The sequence below is a fragment of the Moraxella sp. CTOTU49097 genome (assembly GCF_032064105.1).
Taxonomy (GTDB): Bacteria; Pseudomonadota; Gammaproteobacteria; order Pseudomonadales; family Moraxellaceae; genus Faucicola; species Faucicola osloensis_B.
Map to the genome: position 1 here is coordinate 87,519 of NZ_DAMBOA010000006.1, position 18,744 is coordinate 106,262.

The 18,744-nt window shown below is 43.3% G+C and carries 17 protein-coding genes; 11 read left to right on the forward strand and 6 right to left on the reverse strand.

Annotated features, from left to right (window positions below; genetic code table 11):
• Positions 1–54 precede the first annotated feature (54 nt).
• From RT064_RS05595 to dusB, 3 genes are all read right to left on the reverse strand, one after another.
• Positions 55–909 (reverse strand): META domain-containing protein, encoded by an 855-nt coding sequence (locus RT064_RS05595; RefSeq protein ID WP_313062281.1) that lies wholly within the window; start codon positions 907–909, stop codon positions 55–57.
• 182 nt (positions 910–1,091) lie between these two features.
• Complete coding sequence (locus tag RT064_RS05600; RefSeq protein ID WP_313062283.1) at positions 1,092–1,730, reverse strand: peroxiredoxin; 639 nt, start codon at positions 1,728–1,730, stop codon at positions 1,092–1,094.
• Positions 1,731–1,909: 179 nt separating this feature from the next.
• The gene (gene dusB / locus RT064_RS05605) at positions 1,910–2,908 is read right to left on the reverse strand and encodes a tRNA dihydrouridine synthase DusB (protein ID WP_313062361.1); all 999 of its coding nucleotides are present in this window, start codon (positions 2,906–2,908) and stop codon (positions 1,910–1,912) included.
• 252 nt (positions 2,909–3,160) lie between these two features.
• Between dusB and RT064_RS05610 the strand changes: the two genes are divergently transcribed.
• The 10 genes from RT064_RS05610 to RT064_RS05655 all read left to right on the forward strand — a co-directional run bounded on the left by RT064_RS05610 (position 3,161) and on the right by RT064_RS05655 (position 15,024).
• The gene (locus RT064_RS05610; RefSeq protein WP_099834048.1) at positions 3,161–3,343 is read left to right on the forward strand and encodes a hypothetical protein; all 183 of its coding nucleotides are present in this window, start codon (positions 3,161–3,163) and stop codon (positions 3,341–3,343) included.
• Between the two features lie 163 nt (positions 3,344–3,506).
• Entirely contained in the window at positions 3,507–4,706 is a 1,200-nt protein-coding gene (rlmN, locus tag RT064_RS05615; RefSeq protein WP_313062284.1) for a dual-specificity RNA methyltransferase RlmN, read from the forward strand.
• Positions 4,707–4,915: 209 nt separating this feature from the next.
• Positions 4,916–5,869, forward strand: coding sequence for a type IV pilus biogenesis/stability protein PilW (gene pilW, locus RT064_RS05620; RefSeq protein WP_313062285.1), 954 nt, complete (start codon positions 4,916–4,918; stop codon positions 5,867–5,869).
• Position 5,870: 1 nt separating this feature from the next.
• Positions 5,871–6,779 (forward strand): RodZ domain-containing protein, encoded by a 909-nt coding sequence (locus tag RT064_RS05625; protein ID WP_313062287.1) that lies wholly within the window; start codon positions 5,871–5,873, stop codon positions 6,777–6,779.
• Between the two features lie 64 nt (positions 6,780–6,843).
• A complete protein-coding gene (ispG, locus tag RT064_RS05630) occupies positions 6,844–7,959 on the forward strand; it encodes a flavodoxin-dependent (E)-4-hydroxy-3-methylbut-2-enyl-diphosphate synthase (protein ID WP_007115373.1) in 1,116 nt (371 codons plus the stop codon).
• A gap of 48 nt (positions 7,960–8,007) precedes the next feature.
• Positions 8,008–9,306 carry a histidine--tRNA ligase gene (hisS, locus tag RT064_RS05635; protein ID WP_204155985.1) on the forward strand — a complete coding sequence of 433 codons (1,299 nt, stop codon included), beginning with the start codon at positions 8,008–8,010 and terminating at the stop codon, positions 9,304–9,306.
• A 65-nt stretch (positions 9,307–9,371) separates the two neighbouring features.
• Entirely contained in the window at positions 9,372–10,199 is an 828-nt protein-coding gene (locus RT064_RS05640; protein ID WP_313062291.1) for a YfgM family protein, read from the forward strand.
• 93 nt (positions 10,200–10,292) lie between these two features.
• On the forward strand, positions 10,293–11,534 hold the full coding sequence (bamB, locus tag RT064_RS05645) for an outer membrane protein assembly factor BamB (protein WP_313062293.1): 1,242 nt from the start codon (positions 10,293–10,295) through the stop codon (positions 11,532–11,534).
• A 201-nt stretch (positions 11,535–11,735) separates the two neighbouring features.
• Complete coding sequence (der, locus tag RT064_RS05650; RefSeq protein ID WP_313062295.1) at positions 11,736–13,139, forward strand: ribosome biogenesis GTPase Der; 1,404 nt, start codon at positions 11,736–11,738, stop codon at positions 13,137–13,139.
• A gap of 34 nt (positions 13,140–13,173) precedes the next feature.
• Positions 13,174–15,024 (forward strand): sensor histidine kinase, encoded by a 1,851-nt coding sequence (locus RT064_RS05655; RefSeq protein WP_313062297.1) that lies wholly within the window; start codon positions 13,174–13,176, stop codon positions 15,022–15,024.
• Positions 15,025–15,082: 58 nt separating this feature from the next.
• On the opposite strand, the gene RT064_RS05660 is transcribed toward RT064_RS05655, so the two are convergent.
• The 3 genes from RT064_RS05660 to tsaA all read right to left on the reverse strand — a co-directional run bounded on the left by RT064_RS05660 (position 15,083) and on the right by tsaA (position 17,744).
• On the reverse strand, positions 15,083–16,222 hold the full coding sequence (locus RT064_RS05660) for a D-alanyl-D-alanine carboxypeptidase family protein (protein WP_309577387.1): 1,140 nt from the start codon (positions 16,220–16,222) through the stop codon (positions 15,083–15,085).
• A 223-nt stretch (positions 16,223–16,445) separates the two neighbouring features.
• Entirely contained in the window at positions 16,446–16,838 is a 393-nt protein-coding gene (locus RT064_RS05665; protein ID WP_160001763.1) for an MCR_0457 family protein, read from the reverse strand.
• A 174-nt stretch (positions 16,839–17,012) separates the two neighbouring features.
• Entirely contained in the window at positions 17,013–17,744 is a 732-nt protein-coding gene (gene tsaA, locus RT064_RS05670; RefSeq protein WP_313062301.1) for a tRNA (N6-threonylcarbamoyladenosine(37)-N6)-methyltransferase TrmO, read from the reverse strand.
• Positions 17,745–17,921: 177 nt separating this feature from the next.
• Here tsaA and RT064_RS05675 point away from each other — a divergent pair, with 177 nt between their 5' ends.
• On the forward strand, positions 17,922–18,698 hold the full coding sequence (locus RT064_RS05675; protein WP_313062303.1) for a ferredoxin--NADP reductase: 777 nt from the start codon (positions 17,922–17,924) through the stop codon (positions 18,696–18,698).
• Positions 18,699–18,744: the final 46 nt, after the last annotated feature.

Genomic DNA, 18,744 nt, shown 5'->3' on the forward strand with positions numbered 1-18,744 from the left:
GCCAATAAAAAAGCGATGACTCGTGTTAGCCATCGCTTTTTTTGATGAGTTCGGTTATTTTGCCAGAGTCTTGGTTTCAATCACGCTATCAAGCTTATAAAGGCTGCCATAGCCTTTGGTATCGGTCGGTGGGGTGCGATAGCGAGTCAAGCGCAAAACCCGCTGTGCGCTTTCATCATGACGATAATTGATGATAGGCGCATCCAAAAGATGCCATTGACCCACCGCTGTTTTTAATCCCTGCGTGTCATAATGGATATCGCGCACTTCTAGGCATTTTCTATCGGTCACGTTGTCGCAATACTGCCATTTGGGTTTGACCTCCAAAAATACGGTTTCCCCTTTGCCGTATTTTACTTCAGGCTTTAATATGCCATCCCAAATTAACGCAATGCCGTCTGCCAGAGTTTGTTGCAACATTGCATGTGTTTGCCAGCTCATTATCATCATTGATAATTGACTATCGCTGTGCATTTGCTGAGCCAACCAAGTTTCACTTTGTTGTAGAGAGCCGCAACCCATCAAGGTAGTCACCGCATTGGTGCTTGCCTGTAGCTTGTCCCCTTGTAACCTATAGCCGCTCGATAATCGATTACAGCCTACACTGTAACTGATTCGATTTTGGGTGAAATCAAGTGTTACCTTGTGGTTATCAATTTGCGGCTTCAAATGATCAGATGGCGGTGGATTGGTACTGTTGGGATAAGCATTCACGCTAGACAATTGCCAATGATAATTTTGCAAATCATCCACAGTGGGTGCTTTACCAATAAATATCGCAGGCTGGGCATCAGGCACTCTTTCACTAGGGGCTGATAGGTTAGTATTCACCGTTTGGCAACCCGTCAGGGCAAGCATGAGCAATGCGCTGGTTTTAAAGCCACCTTTGACCACTTGATTGTTTATCATTGTTTATATCCATTTTTAGACCATTAATTAAATTTTAGCCAAATATCTTTGGTTATTCAGCATCCGTTCTGTAAATTTAGTTCAGTACCTTTAAATTTAGTTGAATATATTTAATGGAAGAGTTGGCATAAAAAAACCCAGTCAAGCGACTAGGTTTTTGATTTCAAACTTAACATAAACGGTTATTTATTCGGTTGTGGCGTGGTGCGCAGATAAGGCTTAATTTCTTTATGACCTTTTGGGAATTTCGCGGCGATTTCTTCATTTTTGACACTCGGCGGGATAATCACATCGTCCCCGTCTTGCCACTCAACTGGCGTTGCAATGCCATAATTATCTGACAATTGCAAGGCATCAATCACCCGTAAAATTTCATTGAAGTTACGACCTACGGCGGCTGGGTAAGTAAAAGTTAACCGCAGTTTATGCTGTGGATCGATAATGAATACGCTACGAACCGTATGCGTGGTTGACGCATTTGGGTGAATCATGTCGTAAGCTTCCGATACTTTTTTGTCAGCGTCTGCAATGATGGGGAAATTTACCTCGCAGCCTTGGGTTTCTGAGATATCGCCCGCCCAAGCTTTGTGAGCTTCGACGCTATCGACTGATAAAGCAATGGGTTTGACATGGCGTTTTTTGAATTCATCACCCAATGATGCCGTGCGTCCTAATTCCGTGGTACAGACTGGGGTAAAGTCTGCCGGATGTGAGAATAAAACCACCCAGTTATCACCTTGCCAATCGTAAAAATTGATATTGCCTTCAGTGGTTTGTGCGTCAAAATTTGGTGCCGTGTCGCCAATTCGTAATTGTGCCATCGCTGACTCCTTATGATTTTATTTGATTAATCGTATATGGTTATTGTTTGATATCGGTCTATCACAGAGACTCAGCAAAATTTTAACAGATTTTAAATTCATCAATAATGACTTTTTGCGAATCTTTGTTTCTAAAAAGTCATAAGCGCGCTACGATTGACTGTTTTATAGTGGAGGTTTTAATCAAATTCCGCGGACTTTAAAAACTGCGCGACCACATTAAACTGCCCAGCGGTGGTATCTTCTTCATACATGGCTTGGCGAAACGCATTGGAATTGGCAATGCCTGAGGTATACCAAGCAATATGTTTACGAGCGATACGGCACCCCGAGTATTCACCATAAAACGCATAAATCTCTTGCAAATGGCTTAATACTATCTCCTTTAGCGCATCCATCGTTGGACTGGGCAAGATTTCACCGGTATTTAGATAATGCGCAATATCACGAAAAATCCAAGGCTGCCCTTGCCCTGCTCGCCCAATCATAATGCCATCGGCGCCTGTTTGCTCGTATACTTGTTTGGCTTTTTGCGGGCTGTCGATATCCCCATTGACGATAACAGGAATGGTGAGAAGATTTTTGACCTCTTTAATTAACTCATAGCGAGCGCTGCCCAGATATTTATCTTCGCGGGTGCGTCCATGTATCACAATCATGGCGATACCTGCCTGTTCTGCCATTTGTGCGACACGTAAAATATTTTCTTCGCCATTGGCATAGCCTAGACGGGTTTTTAGCGTGACTGGCACATCCACTGCATTGACCGTGGCATCCAATAGCCGCTTGACCAATTCTTCATCTTTGAGTAGCGCTGAACCGGCAAGCTTTTTGCATACTTTTTTTGCCGGACAACCCATATTGATATCGACAATTTGCGCCCCATTGGCAACTTGATAGCGAGCCGCTTCGGCGATTTTTTTTGGGTCTGAGCCAGCGATTTGCGCAGAAATAGGCGCGATTTCACCATCAAAATTGGCGCGATACAGCGTTTTGTGATGGGCAAATAACGTGGCATCAGAGGTCATCATCTCCGACACGGCATGTCCTGCGCCAAAGGACTTAGCCAGCATGCGAAAAGGCTTATCGGTGACACCTGCCATCGGGGCAACGATGATGCGGTTGGCGATGGTCTGGTCACCGATATTGAGGGGGGTAAGTAATGGATGGTTACACATAAATAAAAAGAGTGATGGGCTCAAAAACGGGGAAACATTATAACTTTTATTGTCCATGCTTTGGCTAAAAATATCACACATTTATCATACTTCCCATTTCCCCCTCTTTTAACCAATCGGGTGAGTTTTTATATCAATTTTTTACGATTTTTTATTTGTTTGTCATATAGACTTAACCCAATACAAGTTTAATAGTGTCATACTCATCAATTTGCTAGATATAGATTTAGACATAGAAATGGGCATAAACATATGTTAAAACAGCTTAAACTTTGGTATCGAGGTGGTAAGCATGTCAATGGCGAAGTGATTTATCAGCTACCCCATTGGTCTGCTAGGGTGGCTCGTCGTATGGTTGATTTTGTTTCGCTTGAATGGAAGTGGTTATTGGCATTTTTATGCCTAATCATGATAATTCTTATTATCGCTATTTGATTCGTCGCTATTTTACCCATTTAGCGATGCCAATTTGGGCAACATATGGGAGGTAAAGATATTGTATATAAAGCCGCTGACAAGGTTCACTATGTTTTACCATGACAAATAGTTGAGATTTTAGTATACTAGCTTGTTTATTTGACACGCTTATACGACCGCTATGACCCAAATTCCTGTCATTCAAAACCCAGACATGGTCAATCCCCAAGACCTTACCGCAAAAACCAATTTACTTGGCATGAGTAAGGCTGAGCTTGGACAATTTTTTGTAAAGCTCGGCGAAAAACCGTTTCGCGCCACCCAAGTGATGAAGTGGATTTACCAGTTTGGCGTGACCGATTTTTATCAAATGACGAATTTGTCCAAAAAACTACAAGAAACATTGGACGAAGTGGCAACTGTGTCGCCCCCAACGGTCAAGTTTAAACAATTTAGCGAAGATGGCACCCGCAAATGGGTGTTTGAAGTAGCAGGTGGCTCGCTGGTGGAAACTGTCCTCATCCCAGCTGACGATAACAAACAATTTGGACGTAAAACCTTGTGTATTTCATCGCAAGTCGGCTGTGCGCTTGACTGCTCGTTTTGCAGCACCGGTAAACAAGGCTTTGAGCGGGACTTATCCCCTAGCGAAATTATCGGACAGCTGTGGGTTGCCAATCAGTCTTATATGGAAAATGTACCTGTCACTGAACGTGAAAATCGGGTCACTAATGTGGTGATGATGGGCATGGGTGAACCCCTATTAAATTATGAGCCTGTGGTAGCCAGTATGTCATTGATGCTCGATGATTTTGGTTTTGGTCTGTCCAAACGCCGCGTTACCCTATCAACGTCGGGCATCGTGCCAAAGATGTATGAGCTCGCCAAAGACATTGATGTGGCACTTGCCATTAGCCTACATGCACCCAATGACGAACTGCGTAACGAACTGGTACCCATCAATAAAAAATATCCACTCAAAGAGCTGATAGCCGCCGCCAAATCTTATGTATATGACGAAAACCCCCGTCATAAAAAGCACGTCACCATCGAATATGTGATGTTAAAAGACGTCAATGACACGGATCAGCACGCCCGTCAGCTAGTCAATCTACTCAAAGATTTGCCCTGCAAAATTAATTTGATTCCGTTTAATCCGTTCCCGCATGCGCCTTACGGACGCTCTAGTAACAATCGCATTCATGCGTTTAGCAATATCTTAAACCAAGCGGGCTTTGTCTGTACCATTCGCCAAACCCGTGGCGATGACATTGATGCAGCGTGTGGACAACTGGTCGGACAAGTCACTGATAAAACCCGCCGAGCAAAACAGTGGCAAGAAAAAGTGTCCAAAACGTTACAATCTAAACCATCTCATTAAATCTTTTATCATTATAATAGTTTGGCGTGATAAAGGCGCAAGTTAGCCTTATCGGTTGGTGTTATCACGGTTTTTTTGCTATAGTAATAGCCATTTTTAGTGATAGGCTTGTTTTTGCCATTGGGTTTCATCGACAATTAAAATTGGTTATCGACTGTCAAAATTTTTAATTATTCAATTTAGTTCATTTGATTATGAGTAAGTTTGTTATGCCACCATGTCACTCACGTCAAACTCATTTATACCACAGTCAACCTGCTATTTTGTGTCAATTACACGACAACCATATAGAAGACAATGATAAAATGCCGGGCAAATCAAATTTTTTATCGAAGATTTTTGCCGTAGGCATGATTGGCTTTTCAAGCTTCACCCTTTGCCTAACGGGTTGCACCACCACCCGACAAGTCACCACGCAAACAGTCACCGCCAGTGACCCCAGTCGTTGGGAAAAAAATCCAGAAGAAATCGCCAGAATTCGTACCGCGATTGCCGCTGAATATATTCGTGGTGGTAAATTAGACGATGCCAAACGACAGTTAGAAAGTGCATTAAAGTCTTATCCAAAGTCAGCAGAAGCCAATGATATGATGGGTGTGTTATTGCAGCAAGAAGGCAGCCCGCGCAATATGCAAAAAGCCGAAGCTTATTTTAAAAACGCCATCGCACTCAATCCTGATTTTAGTCAAGCAAACAACAACTATGGCGTCTATCTCGCCCAACTCAGTCGTAACCAAGAAGCGATTGCCCAGTTTCAAATTGCGGGTTCTGCGTTAGGGTATGACGGTCGTGCCAGTGCGTTAGAGAATTTAGGGCGTACGGCGTTAAAGGTCAAAAACAAACCACTGGCGATACAATCATTTATCAAGGCGCTTGATGCCAACCGCCAAAGCATTGTCGCCCGTACAGAGCTCATTGATATTTTATTGACCGATGGCAAATTTTTGGAGGCGCAGGCACTCTATAATGATTTGGTTAAAATTATTGGTCAATCCAACCTTGACCCGCGCACTTTATCGCAAGGGATTAGGCTTGCCAAACTTGCGAACAATACCATGGAAACGCAAAAATTAGCGCAGCAGCTTTTGGATCGCTATCCACTTAGCGATGAAGCAAAGCAGATTCGTTCTGGACTTTTAACCCCAACGTCAACTTGGAAATAAGATGGAAAACAGCAATAACACCGACAATCAACAAAACTCTACCCCTGTTCATGACACAACCCAGCTTTTGGGTCAGCGTTTTAAACAAGCCCGTGAGAAAAAAGGCTTATCGATTGAGGATGTCGCTGCCAAAACTTTCATTTTAAAAAGTCATCTTCGGGCGCTTGAAGCCAATGATTTTGACGCCTTGCCACAGCCTACCTTTGCGCGCGGTTTTGCCACTACCTATGGGCGTTTTTTGGGTTTAGATAAAAATCTGGTCGCGCAAAGTTTTGATGCCCAGTACCCCGCTACCCTCAAACAAAAATATGCCACGGTCATCAATGCCCCGATGCAGCCGATGGGCACGCTTAATCGTGAAGCGCGTCCCAGTGTGCGTATTAACCCTTTTGTCATTGGTGGGGTTTTATTGGTATTGGGGCTGGCGATTTTTATTTTTAATAAAGTTAGCAAAGCACATAATGACTCGGTTGAACAAGCGCCTGCTAGCGCTGTTGCCAGTATGCCAACCCAAGACCAAGTCAGCGGTGCGTCGCTTAACAATGCAGGCTCAGCGATTGTGACAAACACGGTGACTGCCAGTGGGTTACCCGCCACCGGATCTGCCATTACCGGTGTTGCGGTGAGTGCTGATAACGCCAGTGGTACAGCAGCGACAGGGCAAGCTGGTGCTAAAGCTTCGATTGACATTTTTGTGAAAGATACCACCAAAATCACCATTGTTGATGCGACAGGCAATACGATTTTAGATGGCGATCAAGCACGCGGTAGTTACCAATTGACAGGTCAAGCGCCATTTCAAGTCACTATCGACAAAGCCAGCAACGTGAGCTTGGATTTGAACAAACAACCGATTAAATTAAGCAATTATGCCCAAAACGATAAAGCCAATTTTACGTTAAAACCTTAACGGCTTATCACTTTAAAAATACGCTAAATCATTCGTTATAATAGTTATAATAATAGGAACGCCTATGTCAGCGCATAACCCCATTAAACGTAAACTCACCAAAAAAATCTACGTCGGTAATGTCGCAGTAGGCGGTGACGCCCCCATTAGTGTGCAAAGTATGACCAATACTGATACCTGTGATGTCGATGCCACTGTGGCACAGATTCAGCGCTGTGTCGATGCCGGTGCTGATCTGATGCGCGTATCAACGCCAACGATGGAAAGTGTAAAAGCCTTTGCCGAAATCAAAAGACAAGTTTCTGTGCCCCTGGTCGCAGACGTTCATTTTGATTATAAAATTGCACTGGCGGTGGCTGATGCCGGTGCAGACTGTTTACGTATCAACCCAGGTAATATCGGCAATGAACAAAAAGTGCGCGAAGTGATTGCCGCCGCCAAACATCATGGCATCAGTATGCGCATTGGCGTAAACGCGGGATCACTAGAAAAAGACATCCAAAAAAAATATGGCGAACCCACGGGTGAAGCTATGCTTGAATCGGCGATGCGCCATATTGATATTTTAGATCGTAATAACTTTGATCAATTTAAAATTTCAGTTAAAGCCAGTAATGTGTTTTTGACCATGGATGCGTATCGGTTGATTTCTGCACAAGTTGACAATCCCCTGCATTTAGGTGTGACAGAAGCGGGGGTGTACCGCACCGGTACTGTTAAGTCTGCGATTGCGTTAGGCGGGCTATTACTAGAAGGTATTGGTGATACCATGCGTATTTCGCTAGCCGCTGAGCCAGAAGAAGAAATTAAAATCGGTTTTGATATTTTAAAATCCCTCGGTATCCGTAGTAATGGGGTGAATTTTATCGCCTGCCCTAGCTGCTCACGCCAAGAGTTTGATGTGATTCGGGTGATGATGGACTTAGAAAAACGCCTAGAGGATATCCGTGAGCCAATGGATGTATCGGTGATTGGCTGTAAAGTCAATGGTCCAGGGGAAGCCAAAGAATCGGATATCGGCGTGGTGGGTGCTAGTCCAAATAGCCTAGTATATAAAAATGGGGAAAAATCACATTTGATTGATACCACCAAGCTTGCTGATGAGATTGAAGCCATGGTCCGTCAAAAAGTGGCTGAGCGTGAAGCGCAGCGCGCCAATGAAATTTTACGGGTTAAATAATTTTTGTATCGTTTATTTTTTTAGTTTGCATTGTTTGGGAAATTGACCATGTTAAAATCCATTAAAGGGTTTAATGATATCTTACATATTGAGACAGAATCTACGCGCCCATCGAGTGAGTGGCGCCAACTTGAAAGCAGCCTTATCGATGTGCTCAATCAATTTGGCTTTGAGCAAATACGCCTCCCAATCGTTGAAGAAACCCAGCTGTTTGCCCGTGCGATTGGCGATGCCACTGACATTGTCGAAAAGGAAATGTATAGTTTTTATGACAAATCCAACCCACCCACGGCATTGACGCTACGCCCTGAAGGCACGGCAGGCGCGGTACGTGCCGTGGTGGAGCATAACTTATTGCGGGGTGATAATCCAAAACTTTGGTATATTGGTCCTATGTTTCGCTATGAGCAACCGCAAAAAGGCCGTTATCGCCAGTTTCACCAATTAGGGGTTGAGAGTTTTGGCAGTGAATTGGCGGATGCCGATGCTGAGCTCATTATCATGACTTACCAAATGTGGCAAAAACTGGGTATTTTAGACGTGGTTCAACTTGAGATTAATAGCTTGGGTGAGATAGATGAGCGACTGGCGTATCGCCAAGCCTTGGTGGATTTTTTAACCGATAAAAAATCTCAATTGGATGAAGATAGTCAGCGCCGCTTAACCACCAACCCACTACGTATTTTGGATAGTAAAGATAAAAATACCCAACAAATTTTAGAGAATGCCCCAAAGCTTGCTGACTTTTTGGGGGCAGCAAGCCAGCAGCATTTTGAAGCTTTGCAACAGTATCTTAAAGCAGTCGGCATCAATTTTGTGATTAATCCAAAACTAGTACGGGGTTTAGATTATTACAATAAAACCGTATTTGAATGGACAACTGACCAGCTAGGTAGCCAAGCCACAGTGTGTGCTGGGGGTCGTTATGATGGACTTATCGGACAAATCAAATCTATTGGCAGTGATAAACCAGCCGCCTCCGAGCCTGCTGTAGGTTTTGCCATGGGGCTTGAGCGTTTGCTGTTACTCATGCAAAAGGTGCATCCATTTGAGGCAACACCTGCCTGTGATGTATTTGTGGTCGCCCATCCTGATGTTTACACCGATGCCATCAAATTTGCCCATGAGCTGCGTACGCGACGTTCAAATCTTCGCGTGAAAATGGCAAGTGCCACGAGCTTAAAAGCGCAAATGAAGAAAGCCGACAAATCAGGTGCGCAATTGTCAGTGATTATCGCGCAAGATGAAGTCGCCAATCAGCAAATTACCATCAAAAAAATGGCAACTGGTGACCAAATTACGGTCGCAAGTGACACGCTCTTTAGCGAAAATCCAGATTTTATCTAATCTATTTGATTAGGCCAAATTTGATGGGTAACTTATATCAGTAATTTTTTGAAAGGCTTTATGTAATGGTTAAAGACGTACAACCTAAGCTAGTAAATGATGAACAACAATCCTTAGGCGCGCTCAAACAATATGGTGGCTATATTGTATCCGCCATTATGTTGGTATTAGCCGGTTATTTTGGTTGGACTTACTGGCAAAAGCATGGCGGCAATATAGATACCGCAGCAGCGAACGATTTTGCCAAAATTCAAAGCGACCAGAACAACATTGAGACCCTAACCACCCAAGCTGCCACCGATCCTAAAGCACAAGCGCAACTGGCTACGGCGCAAACCAATTTGAGCAAAGACTTGAGCGAATTTGTGGCTAAACATGATAATTCGGTTTATACATGGCAAGCCTTAATGCTGCAAGCCAAACAACAAACCGATAACAATGATCTAAAAGCGGCGGCGGCAACGCTGCAAAAAGCGTCTCAGTTAACGCTTAAGGATGATGGGCTAAAAGCCATTGCCATTTTGCGCCAAGCACAAGTGCTGTTGTCGGATAATCAAGCGGATGCGGCACAAAAACGCTTACAAAGCCCCTTACCTGCTGCCTTTGAAGCCAGTAAACTTGAGATTTTGGGGGACATTGCCAACCAACAAGGTGATAAAAAAGCGGCGGCTACTCATTACCAAAAGGCTTGGCAATTGATTGAACAACGTAATCAAAACAACCCAAACCCCCAAGACCGTGCATTGCTACGTATCAAAATGGAAAGCCTAGGCTTAAGCGTCAAACAACCTGATTTAACTGGGGGCGTACTCGCTAAGCCTACCCAAGCTGAAAAAACTGCCCCTGCTGCAGCAATCGCATCTGCGCCCGCAGTTGCGTCAAGCACAAAATAGGCACACATAGCTAAAAAATAGGCAAAAAATCTTAACCTGACAAAACTCTTAAATGGCAATATTTAAATTTCACCGTACGTTACGAGATAAACAATGACGACCATAACAACAACAAAATCGACACCCTTATCGACAAACTTAATGAAACCTGCCGTATTTGCAACCGCCTTGGTGGTAGCGATGACCCTGACAGGTTGTGACAAGTTTAAAAAATCTGACAATGTCCATAAACCTGCCGCACTTGTGAAACTCGCTAGCAGTCAAAATGTGATTTCTCCACTGTTTAGTCAAGGCAGTAATACAAAAGTTAGCAAACGCTTTGGCAGTTTGCGCAATAAAACCACCATCAGCCAGCAACCTACCGCCTTTCGCGTGGCGTATGACAACAATGGCTATGTGAATGCGTTAGCAGACGGTAGCGTGCAAGCGTTTGATGGGCAAGGCAAAGTGCTTTGGAGTACCAAACTCAAACAAGGCCTAATGTCAGGGGTGGCGCTAGATGAACAATCTCGCGTAGCCGTGGTCAGTGACAGCAAAGGGGTCATCATTGCGTTAGATAGAATGACTGGCAAAGTGATTTGGCAAACGCCGTTGGACACCGTAACCCTATCCCCTGCCCTCATCAGCCAAAACCGTGTCATTACCCTTGGCAATGATGGTAAAATTAGTGCGCTGTCGCTAGAGTCTGGCGCGCCTATTTGGACTTTTAACACCCAAAATCCAAATTTAAGCGTTCGCGGTAGTGCCACGCCGATTTTGTTCAATCGCAATACGGTGCTGGTTTCAACAGCTGATGGTCGTATCCATGCTTTAAACATCGATAATGGCGTACCCATTTGGTCAAAACGTTTTGGTATCAGCAAAGGCAGTAGCGATATCGAAAAAATTTCTGATGTGGACGCCACCCCCGTACTAGATGGCAATATGTTATATGTTGTGTCCTACAGTGGTCAGTTAGTCGCTGCCGATATGGCTTCACAGCAGCTTAGTTTTGTCAAAGAGTTGGCGAGCCTAAAATCAGTCGGCACAGATGCTAGCCAAGTTTACGCCACTTCGCTCAATGGCGAATTGGTGGCGATGGATAAAATGACAGGCACGGTTAATTGGCAAACCGATAATTTGTCTTACCGTGGCTTAAGTAATGCGGTGAGTATCGGCAACTATGTAGTGGTTGGTGATGCCATGGGTTATTTGCATGTATATGACCGCACCTCAGGGGCACTGGTTGACAGAAAACAAGCCAAATCCGACGTAGCGGTATTACAGTTTATCAATAACCGTTTGATTGCCCAAAGCGCAAATGGCGCATTTAGTGTTTGGCAAGTAAATCGTTAATTGTTAAACTGTTGACGCATTTAGCGGTTTTGGTGATTGGGTTAGCAGCCCATACTGATAAAAGTGTGAGTTTAAATGGCAACCCAGCATTGCAGCGCGATGTTGGGTTTGTTAAGTTATAGAAATAATGAATTTTTCAAGCATGTTTAAAATCTTGCTTGTTGAAAATCTTGCTTTTTAAAAATTTTGGAAATTAAATTTATGAAACCAGTTGTTGCCTTGATTGGCCGTCCGAACGTTGGCAAGTCCACCCTATTTAATCAGTTAACCCGCAGTCGTCAAGCCTTGGTTGCTGATTTGGCAGGTCTGACCCGCGACCGTCAATATGGCGATGCAACCTTTGAAGAAAAATCCTTTATCGTCATCGATACCGGTGGTATTGGCGAAGTGGATGAAGGTGACGGCAGCATTGATGATTATATGTCGCACCAATCGCATACCGCTATCCATGAAGCCGATATCATTGTATTTGTGGTTGATAGCCGCGTGGGTATCACAGGCGCCGATGAAGTCATTGCCAAACAACTTCATACCCTTGGCAAGCCGGTGTTTTTAGCCGCCAATAAAATGGATGGTGTCCATGAAGCGGCGATTCATGAATTTTATGCGTTAGGTTTTGGTGAGCCATTTTCCATGGCAGCCAGTCACGGGCGTGGGGTGGGCAATTTATTAGAAGCCGTCACTGCCAATATGCCTACCGATGACCAAGAAGAACAAGCACCTGATGGCTTACGTATCGCCATCATTGGCAGACCCAACGTCGGCAAATCTACGCTTGTCAATCGCTTGCTCGGTGAAGAACGCGTGGTGGTTTTTGATATGCCAGGTACCACGCGCGATAGTATCTATATACCTTACGAGCGTGACAACAGACATTATGTGTTGATTGATACCGCAGGCGTGCGTCGCCGTGGACGTATTGATGAAAAAGTTGAAAAATTTTCTGTGGTAAAAACCTTGCAAGCCATCAAAGATGCCCATGTGGTCATCGTGGTCATTGATGCGCAAGAAGGCATTACCGACCAGGATTTAAACTTATTAGGCTACGCCTTAGAAGCAGGTCGCGCGATGGTACTTGCCATCAATAAATGGGACGGGCTTGACCAAGACCAAAAGAATTTTGTCAAAATTGAAATGGATCGACGTTTTAACTTTATCCCTTATGTAAAAGTGCATTTAATCTCTGCGCTTCATGGGACAGGCGTTGGCAATCTTTACCCATCGATTCACCGTGCCTATGATGCGGCGATGTTTGATATTTCCACCAGTCGCTTGACCCAAATTCTGCAAGATGCGGTTACTGCACACCAACCCCCTATGGTGGGCGGGCGACGCATTAAACTTCGATTTGCGCATTTGGGGGGTCATAATCCACCAATTATTGTGATTCATGGCAATCAGACCAGCCAAGTGCCAAACAGTTATCGTCGCTATCTAGAAAACGAATTTCGCAAAGTATTCAAGCTTGAAGGCACCCCGATTCGGGTTGAGTTTAAACAAAACGCTAATCCTTATGCCGGTCGCACCAATACCATGACCGATGCGCAAAAAGAACGTAAACGTCGAGAAGTACAAAAATTCAAAAAGCGCGGCAAAAAACGTTGAGGTGATGTTAATTGGCTTTTTAAGGGATGAGTGAATGGTACAGAAGACGTTAGGGTATCAAATTAGGGTAAAGCGTATCGTTGCGATACCCTTTTTATTGGTTTTATTTATTTGCCTTGTGATTTATACCTTAGTCGACTTGACCCAAACAGTGCAATCTGAAATCAAACAGGCCAGTAAGATAAATTATCTACTTGCCCAGTCTGTCGCCAGCAACCCCAACAGTGTGACAACCGCTAGCATTGATAAACTGTTAAGCGAAATGCCGCAGTACGAAAGCATTGTATTTTTTCCATTTAATCAACAGCAGCATCCGACCACGCGCCCGATTAAAGTCACTGAAGTGCTTTTTGAGCGCTATTACGGATTGAGTGAACCTGTAAAAATCAATTTATTAAAATTAACGCCCAATCAAAACAACACTAAAGTCGACCAGCTAATTGGCTATAGTAATCTTACCCTTGACCTACAAACCATTCGCCAGCAATGGTTTTGGCAACATTTGCCGTTAATGCTTGTGCTATCATTTATTGCGCTGTTCAATTTGTGGTTTGTATTGCAAAAGGTGCAAAATTTAACCAATCGCTTGCCAGAACTTGAAGACTTAAGCCATCAAATTTTGCAAGATGAATTTTCACAGGCAGAGGCGTATCAGCTACCAAAAAGTAATGAGGCGTGGGTGTTTGAGAAAGCCTTGGTGTATTTGCTCAACAAGCGCAAGGCGCAAATTGCCCAAATCAACACCCTGCGCCAAGAAAAAAATGCCCTTGAAGAAACCCAAATTAAGCAGCTTGAGCATAGCTCAAAATTTGAAAATATTTTGATTCATGAGTTTAAATCCTCCGTGAGTCGTATCGAATCGGGTTTACAGCTATTACACAATCAATATATCAGCGCTGAGCAAAAAGATGCCGTTGAAATTATTAGTTTGGGTAAAGATGATTTAAATGCTAAGCTGGATCAAATCATCCAAATTAACCGTATCGATAAAGGTCAAACAGGGGTCAGCGCCTACCAATTTAGTCCAACGGGGTTAATCACCCAAATTGTCAATGATTACCAGCCTTTGGCTGCCGAGAAAAATATCACGTTAAAGGCAAAGCCCTATCATGCCGACTATATCCTAGAAGGCGATGTTCAAAAAATCACTTTGATTATCAGTTCATTGGTAGAAAATGCCATTAAATTTACCGATAAAGGCAGCATAACAATCACCTCACAGTTGCAACATTTACAAACGCAAGTACGATGGATGTTGCAGATTGAAGACACCGGCATAGGCATTGCGAAGGAACATTTAGAGCAGATTTTTGAACCTTTTTTCCAAATTAATCCTGAAGTAAAACATTCCTCCTCAACTAATTCTGCAGGATTATTTTTGGTAAAAAAACTATTAGCACTGATAAAAGGCGGCATCACAGTTACCAGCGAACCAAATGTAGGCACGAATTTTCAAGTATCGTTACTGCTAAAAGATTGGAAACACAACTATGAACGCAATTTATTGATAAATAAACATATTGTTGTTTGGTATCACTATGAAGATTTATTCGAAAAAGCCAAACGCATGGAAAATGCCGGTGCTAAAGTTGAGACCTTTACCAATACCGAACTTCTTGAAGATTATTTGTCCTCTCATACGGTGGATGCGCTGTTTATCTCGCGAAATATTGATTATCAAGCGATATTAGACTTCGTCAGCAAATTTCGTGAGCGTGAACAGAACGGCAGGGTCACTATTGTTTGTGTTTATGACACCAAAGCGTTAAACCCGCATAGCATTGAACTGCTAAAAATAGCTGGGGTGGATTATTTTGTGAAAAAAGAAGTAATAGACGATACACCCGATCAATATATCAAAGAGCTGTCCGATATTTTGAGTTAAAATTTGAGTTAAAAAAACCCTTCAGATGAAAGGTTTTTTTATAATTTTTCTTTGTAATTTAGAATAAACCTTTAAAGAACAGTACGATGTGTTGCCACATACGTTTGAAAATTCCAGCTTCCTGAACTTGGGTTTCAGCGACTAGTGGCACAGACGCCACAGGTTTACCATTGAGCATAGCAACCAGCTTACCCACTTCTTGACCCTGCGCTAACGGCGCTTTAACATCGGCTGGCAAATTGACCACGGTGCTGATTTTTTCTTGATCCAGCTTTGGCACTAGTACTTGTAAATTGCCTTTGCTGACGACGTTGACTTTATCGACAGCACCGAAGTTGACTGGCACGCTGCCGTAGTTTTTTTGTGCCGGGGCGGCAATTTTAGTAGCAAAATTACTAAATCCCCAGTTGAGTAAGTTACGCGATTGGTCTGCGCGCTCTTGAGCGCTTTTAGTGCCCATAATCACTGAAATCAGGCGCATATCACCGCGTTTACTGGATGCTACTAGACAGTAACCTGCTTCGTCGGTATGCCCTGTTTTTAGACCGTCTACCGTTGGATCGGTGAACAACAGCGCATTGCGGTTGCCTTGGGTGATGCCGTTATAAGTAAATTGTTTTTGGCTATAGATGGGATAATACTTTTTGCTGTTCTTGATAATCGCTTGGGCGAGTTTTGCCAAATCTTCGGCAGACGCTTGATGGCCTTCTTGTGGCATACCGGTCGCATTCATAAAATGGGTATGGGTCATGCCAATTTTTTTGGCTTCTTCATTCATCAAATCGGCAAACGTGGTTTCGCTACCGCCGATATGCTGTGCCATCGCTTTTGACGCATCATTACCCGATTGGATAATAATACCTTTTAACATATCAATCACAGGGGCGGTTGTATTGACAGGCACATACATACAAGACTCTTCACTTGAGCCTTTACACCAAGCTTCAGGAGTCATCAGGACGGGTTCGTTTTCCTTTAATGCCCCTGATAGCAGCCGCTGCTCAATGATGTAACTGGTCATCATTTTGGTCAATGACGCAGGTGGGAACGGCTGAGCGGCATTTTTTTGAGCCAATACCGTACCCGTATCATAGTCAATTAGGATAAAAGCAGAATTGTCTAGTTCAGGCTGTTGTATGGCAGCATTTGCCTGTACAGTGGTGGCAAAAAAACTGGCGGCGACAAAAGTGCCGACCATCAGACGTTGGGTGTATTGCGGTATTACGATTGCTTTCATCTCACTCACTCTTGGCTCAAATCAAATGCGACCTGTTTGCTTGGACGCTTGGTAAAACAAATTGCCTATATTAGCAAAAAAAATCATGATTCAACACTGTATTCGGTCTAAAAATCAACGATTTATCACAAATAAAACCCCCTAAATCAGTTAGGGGGTGGATAGCGCAGCTTGACTTAAATTATTATTTACTGTTGGCAAGGTCTTTGCACAGTTCAAGATTCTCCGCTTTTGGATAACTGAGTGTCCATTGGCGGGTTTCATTCAAAATTTGCTTGTAATCTTGCTGAGAGGATAAGTATTGCACCGCTAAACGAGGATCGCTGATGGTCGGCATTAATTTTTTTAGCTCGACATTATAAGCGGTGTTAAACCCTGTTTGTTGCGATTTATTCAGCATGGGTGGGCAGATTTCTGACAACACTTGTAATACCGCCACTTCTTCTTTGGTGGTCGATAAGTCTGACATATCGATTGCGATGGTATCGCCATTTTTATCTTCAGCGATACCACTCACAGTGACGCCCATTAACAGCATGCCTATCATAGCTTGGCTGATTTTGCCCAGTTTAATCATACAGTGTCCTAACGTTATCTAAGTAAAATACAGCCCATATCATACTAAATAATCAAAAAAAATATAGCGAATAATCACGCTATATGGTCAGTATTTTGTGAACAAGTAAAAATTTTTGAAACAGTTTAGCAATATACTGCTGGGTAAAAACTTCGGCATGATCCATTTTACAGCTTAGTTTAATAGCTCAATCGCTTGAATTTGCAAAACACTATCCGCTATCTGGCTAAAATGAACATCGACATTTTGATAACGCATGACAAATGGGGTATTAAGCGCTTGTTGTCGATACGCAGGTCTGGGGTCTTGGGCAATGAGTTGCTCGATGGTTTGCCAATCTGTTTGCTTCAGCTGACTTTTTACTGCAATATGCGATAAATCCTGCAATAAATCTGGATGCCAATGCACCGACTTGATAATGGGTTTTTGGCTGGCATACCCAGCAATCGCATCATCGATACTATCGCTATAAGGCAAATACGGTTTGATATCAATGACCGGCGTGCCATCTATCATATCAGCGCCGATGATATGCAGCCTCAAGCCCGCCTCAGTGTTTTCAATATGCGAGAATTTGACCACTGATAATCCAATATTTGCCGGTCGATACATACTTCGACTGGCAAAAACCCCTATCTTTTGGTTGCCGCCAAGTCTAGGTGGACGGACTGTTGGCTGAAAATTTGACGGATTGGGATTGACTCGATTTTGATGAAATTGCCATATAATCCAAAGATGACTAAATTGGGCAATGCCTTCAAAAGCACTGAGCACATTGTAGGGCGGCAACATGCTGATAGTAGCGTTGATATCGACAAGATTGGGCTGGCGAGGTGTGCCAAACTTTTGTTTAAGCGGAGAGTTCACAATGCCGATAATCGGCAGGGTAATTTGTTGTGGTAACATAATGGGTCGTTAAAATATGATATTTTAAACTATGATTATGCCATTTTTTTACGCCCAAATTCGACTAAATCATCAAAAATTTGCTATCATATCGCCCCAGAATGTCAATATTAACCCGCTTTTTTTATCCTTTATCCAGTTTTATTTTTATTTATGACCAATACAAGGTTGGGCGCTATGTCAAAATTTTATGAAGAAACCGTTACCTATGTGCATCATTGGAATGACACATTATTTACCCTAAAAACCACCCGTAATGCCGGTTTACGTTTTAGGAATGGTGAATTTGCCATGATTGGTTTGGAAGTCAATGGAAAACCTTTGATGCGTGCCTACTCAATTGCCAGCACCAACTATGATGAAGAGCTCGAATTTTATTCTATCAAAGTCCAAGATGGTCCTTTGACGTCTATTTTACAGCACATCAAGGTGGGCGATAAATTATTGGTCAGTAAAAAACCCACTGGCACCCTGGTGCTTGATGACCTAAACCCTGGCAAGCATTTGTATATGCTGGCAACAGGTACAGGCTTGGCACCATTTTTGTCACTTGCCCGTGACCCAGAAGTGTATGAGCGTTTTGAGAAAGTTATCGTGGTGCATGGCGTACGCTATGTGAGTGAGCTAGGCTACCGTGAGATGTTTGAAAAAGACTTGTTTGAAGATGAGTTACTGGGTGAATACGTTAAAGATAAACTTATCTATTACCCCACCGTCACGCGTGAGCCTTTTCGCAATGAAGGGCGTATGACTGATTTAATGAAGTCAGGCAAGTTATTCCAAGATATTGGATTACCACCCATCAATCCAAACGATGACCGCGCAATGATTTGCGGTAGCCCATCTATGAATAAAGATGTGGCGGCACTACTCGATGAATTTGGTCTTAAACCATCGCCTCGTATGGGTGGTACGGGTGATTATGTGGTTGAACGTGCCTTTGTTGAGCAATAAAAGTTAAACAATGAAAGTTAAACAGTAAAGTCATAAAAAAAGAGCC

Excerpts from the sequence above, each read along its gene's own strand:
- RT064_RS05640 (WP_313062291.1), top strand. The coding sequence starts at position 9,372 with ATGGTTAAAGACGTACAACCTAAGCTAGTAAATGATGAACAACAATCC.
- RT064_RS05595 (WP_313062281.1), bottom strand. The coding sequence starts at position 909 with ATGATAAACAATCAAGTGGTCAAAGGTGGCTTTAAAACCAGCGCATTG.
- hisS (WP_204155985.1), top strand. The coding sequence starts at position 8,008 with ATGTTAAAATCCATTAAAGGGTTTAATGATATCTTACATATTGAGACA.
- ispG (WP_007115373.1), top strand. The coding sequence starts at position 6,844 with ATGTCAGCGCATAACCCCATTAAACGTAAACTCACCAAAAAAATCTAC.
- RT064_RS05660 (WP_309577387.1), bottom strand. The coding sequence starts at position 16,222 with ATGGTCGGCACTTTTGTCGCCGCCAGTTTTTTTGCCACCACTGTACAG.
- RT064_RS05625 (WP_313062287.1), top strand. The coding sequence starts at position 5,871 with ATGGAAAACAGCAATAACACCGACAATCAACAAAACTCTACCCCTGTT.
- RT064_RS05675 (WP_313062303.1), top strand. The coding sequence starts at position 17,922 with ATGTCAAAATTTTATGAAGAAACCGTTACCTATGTGCATCATTGGAAT.
- bamB (WP_313062293.1), top strand. The coding sequence starts at position 10,293 with ATGACGACCATAACAACAACAAAATCGACACCCTTATCGACAAACTTA.
- rlmN (WP_313062284.1), top strand. The coding sequence starts at position 3,507 with ATGACCCAAATTCCTGTCATTCAAAACCCAGACATGGTCAATCCCCAA.
- der (WP_313062295.1), top strand. The coding sequence starts at position 11,736 with ATGAAACCAGTTGTTGCCTTGATTGGCCGTCCGAACGTTGGCAAGTCC.
- RT064_RS05600 (WP_313062283.1), bottom strand. The coding sequence starts at position 1,730 with ATGGCACAATTACGAATTGGCGACACGGCACCAAATTTTGACGCACAA.
- tsaA (WP_313062301.1), bottom strand. The coding sequence starts at position 17,744 with ATGTTACCACAACAAATTACCCTGCCGATTATCGGCATTGTGAACTCT.
- dusB (WP_313062361.1), bottom strand. The coding sequence starts at position 2,908 with ATGTGTAACCATCCATTACTTACCCCCCTCAATATCGGTGACCAGACC.
- RT064_RS05610 (WP_099834048.1), top strand. The coding sequence starts at position 3,161 with ATGTTAAAACAGCTTAAACTTTGGTATCGAGGTGGTAAGCATGTCAAT.
- pilW (WP_313062285.1), top strand. The coding sequence starts at position 4,916 with ATGCCACCATGTCACTCACGTCAAACTCATTTATACCACAGTCAACCT.
- RT064_RS05655 (WP_313062297.1), top strand. The coding sequence starts at position 13,174 with ATGGTACAGAAGACGTTAGGGTATCAAATTAGGGTAAAGCGTATCGTT.
- RT064_RS05665 (WP_160001763.1), bottom strand. The coding sequence starts at position 16,838 with ATGATTAAACTGGGCAAAATCAGCCAAGCTATGATAGGCATGCTGTTA.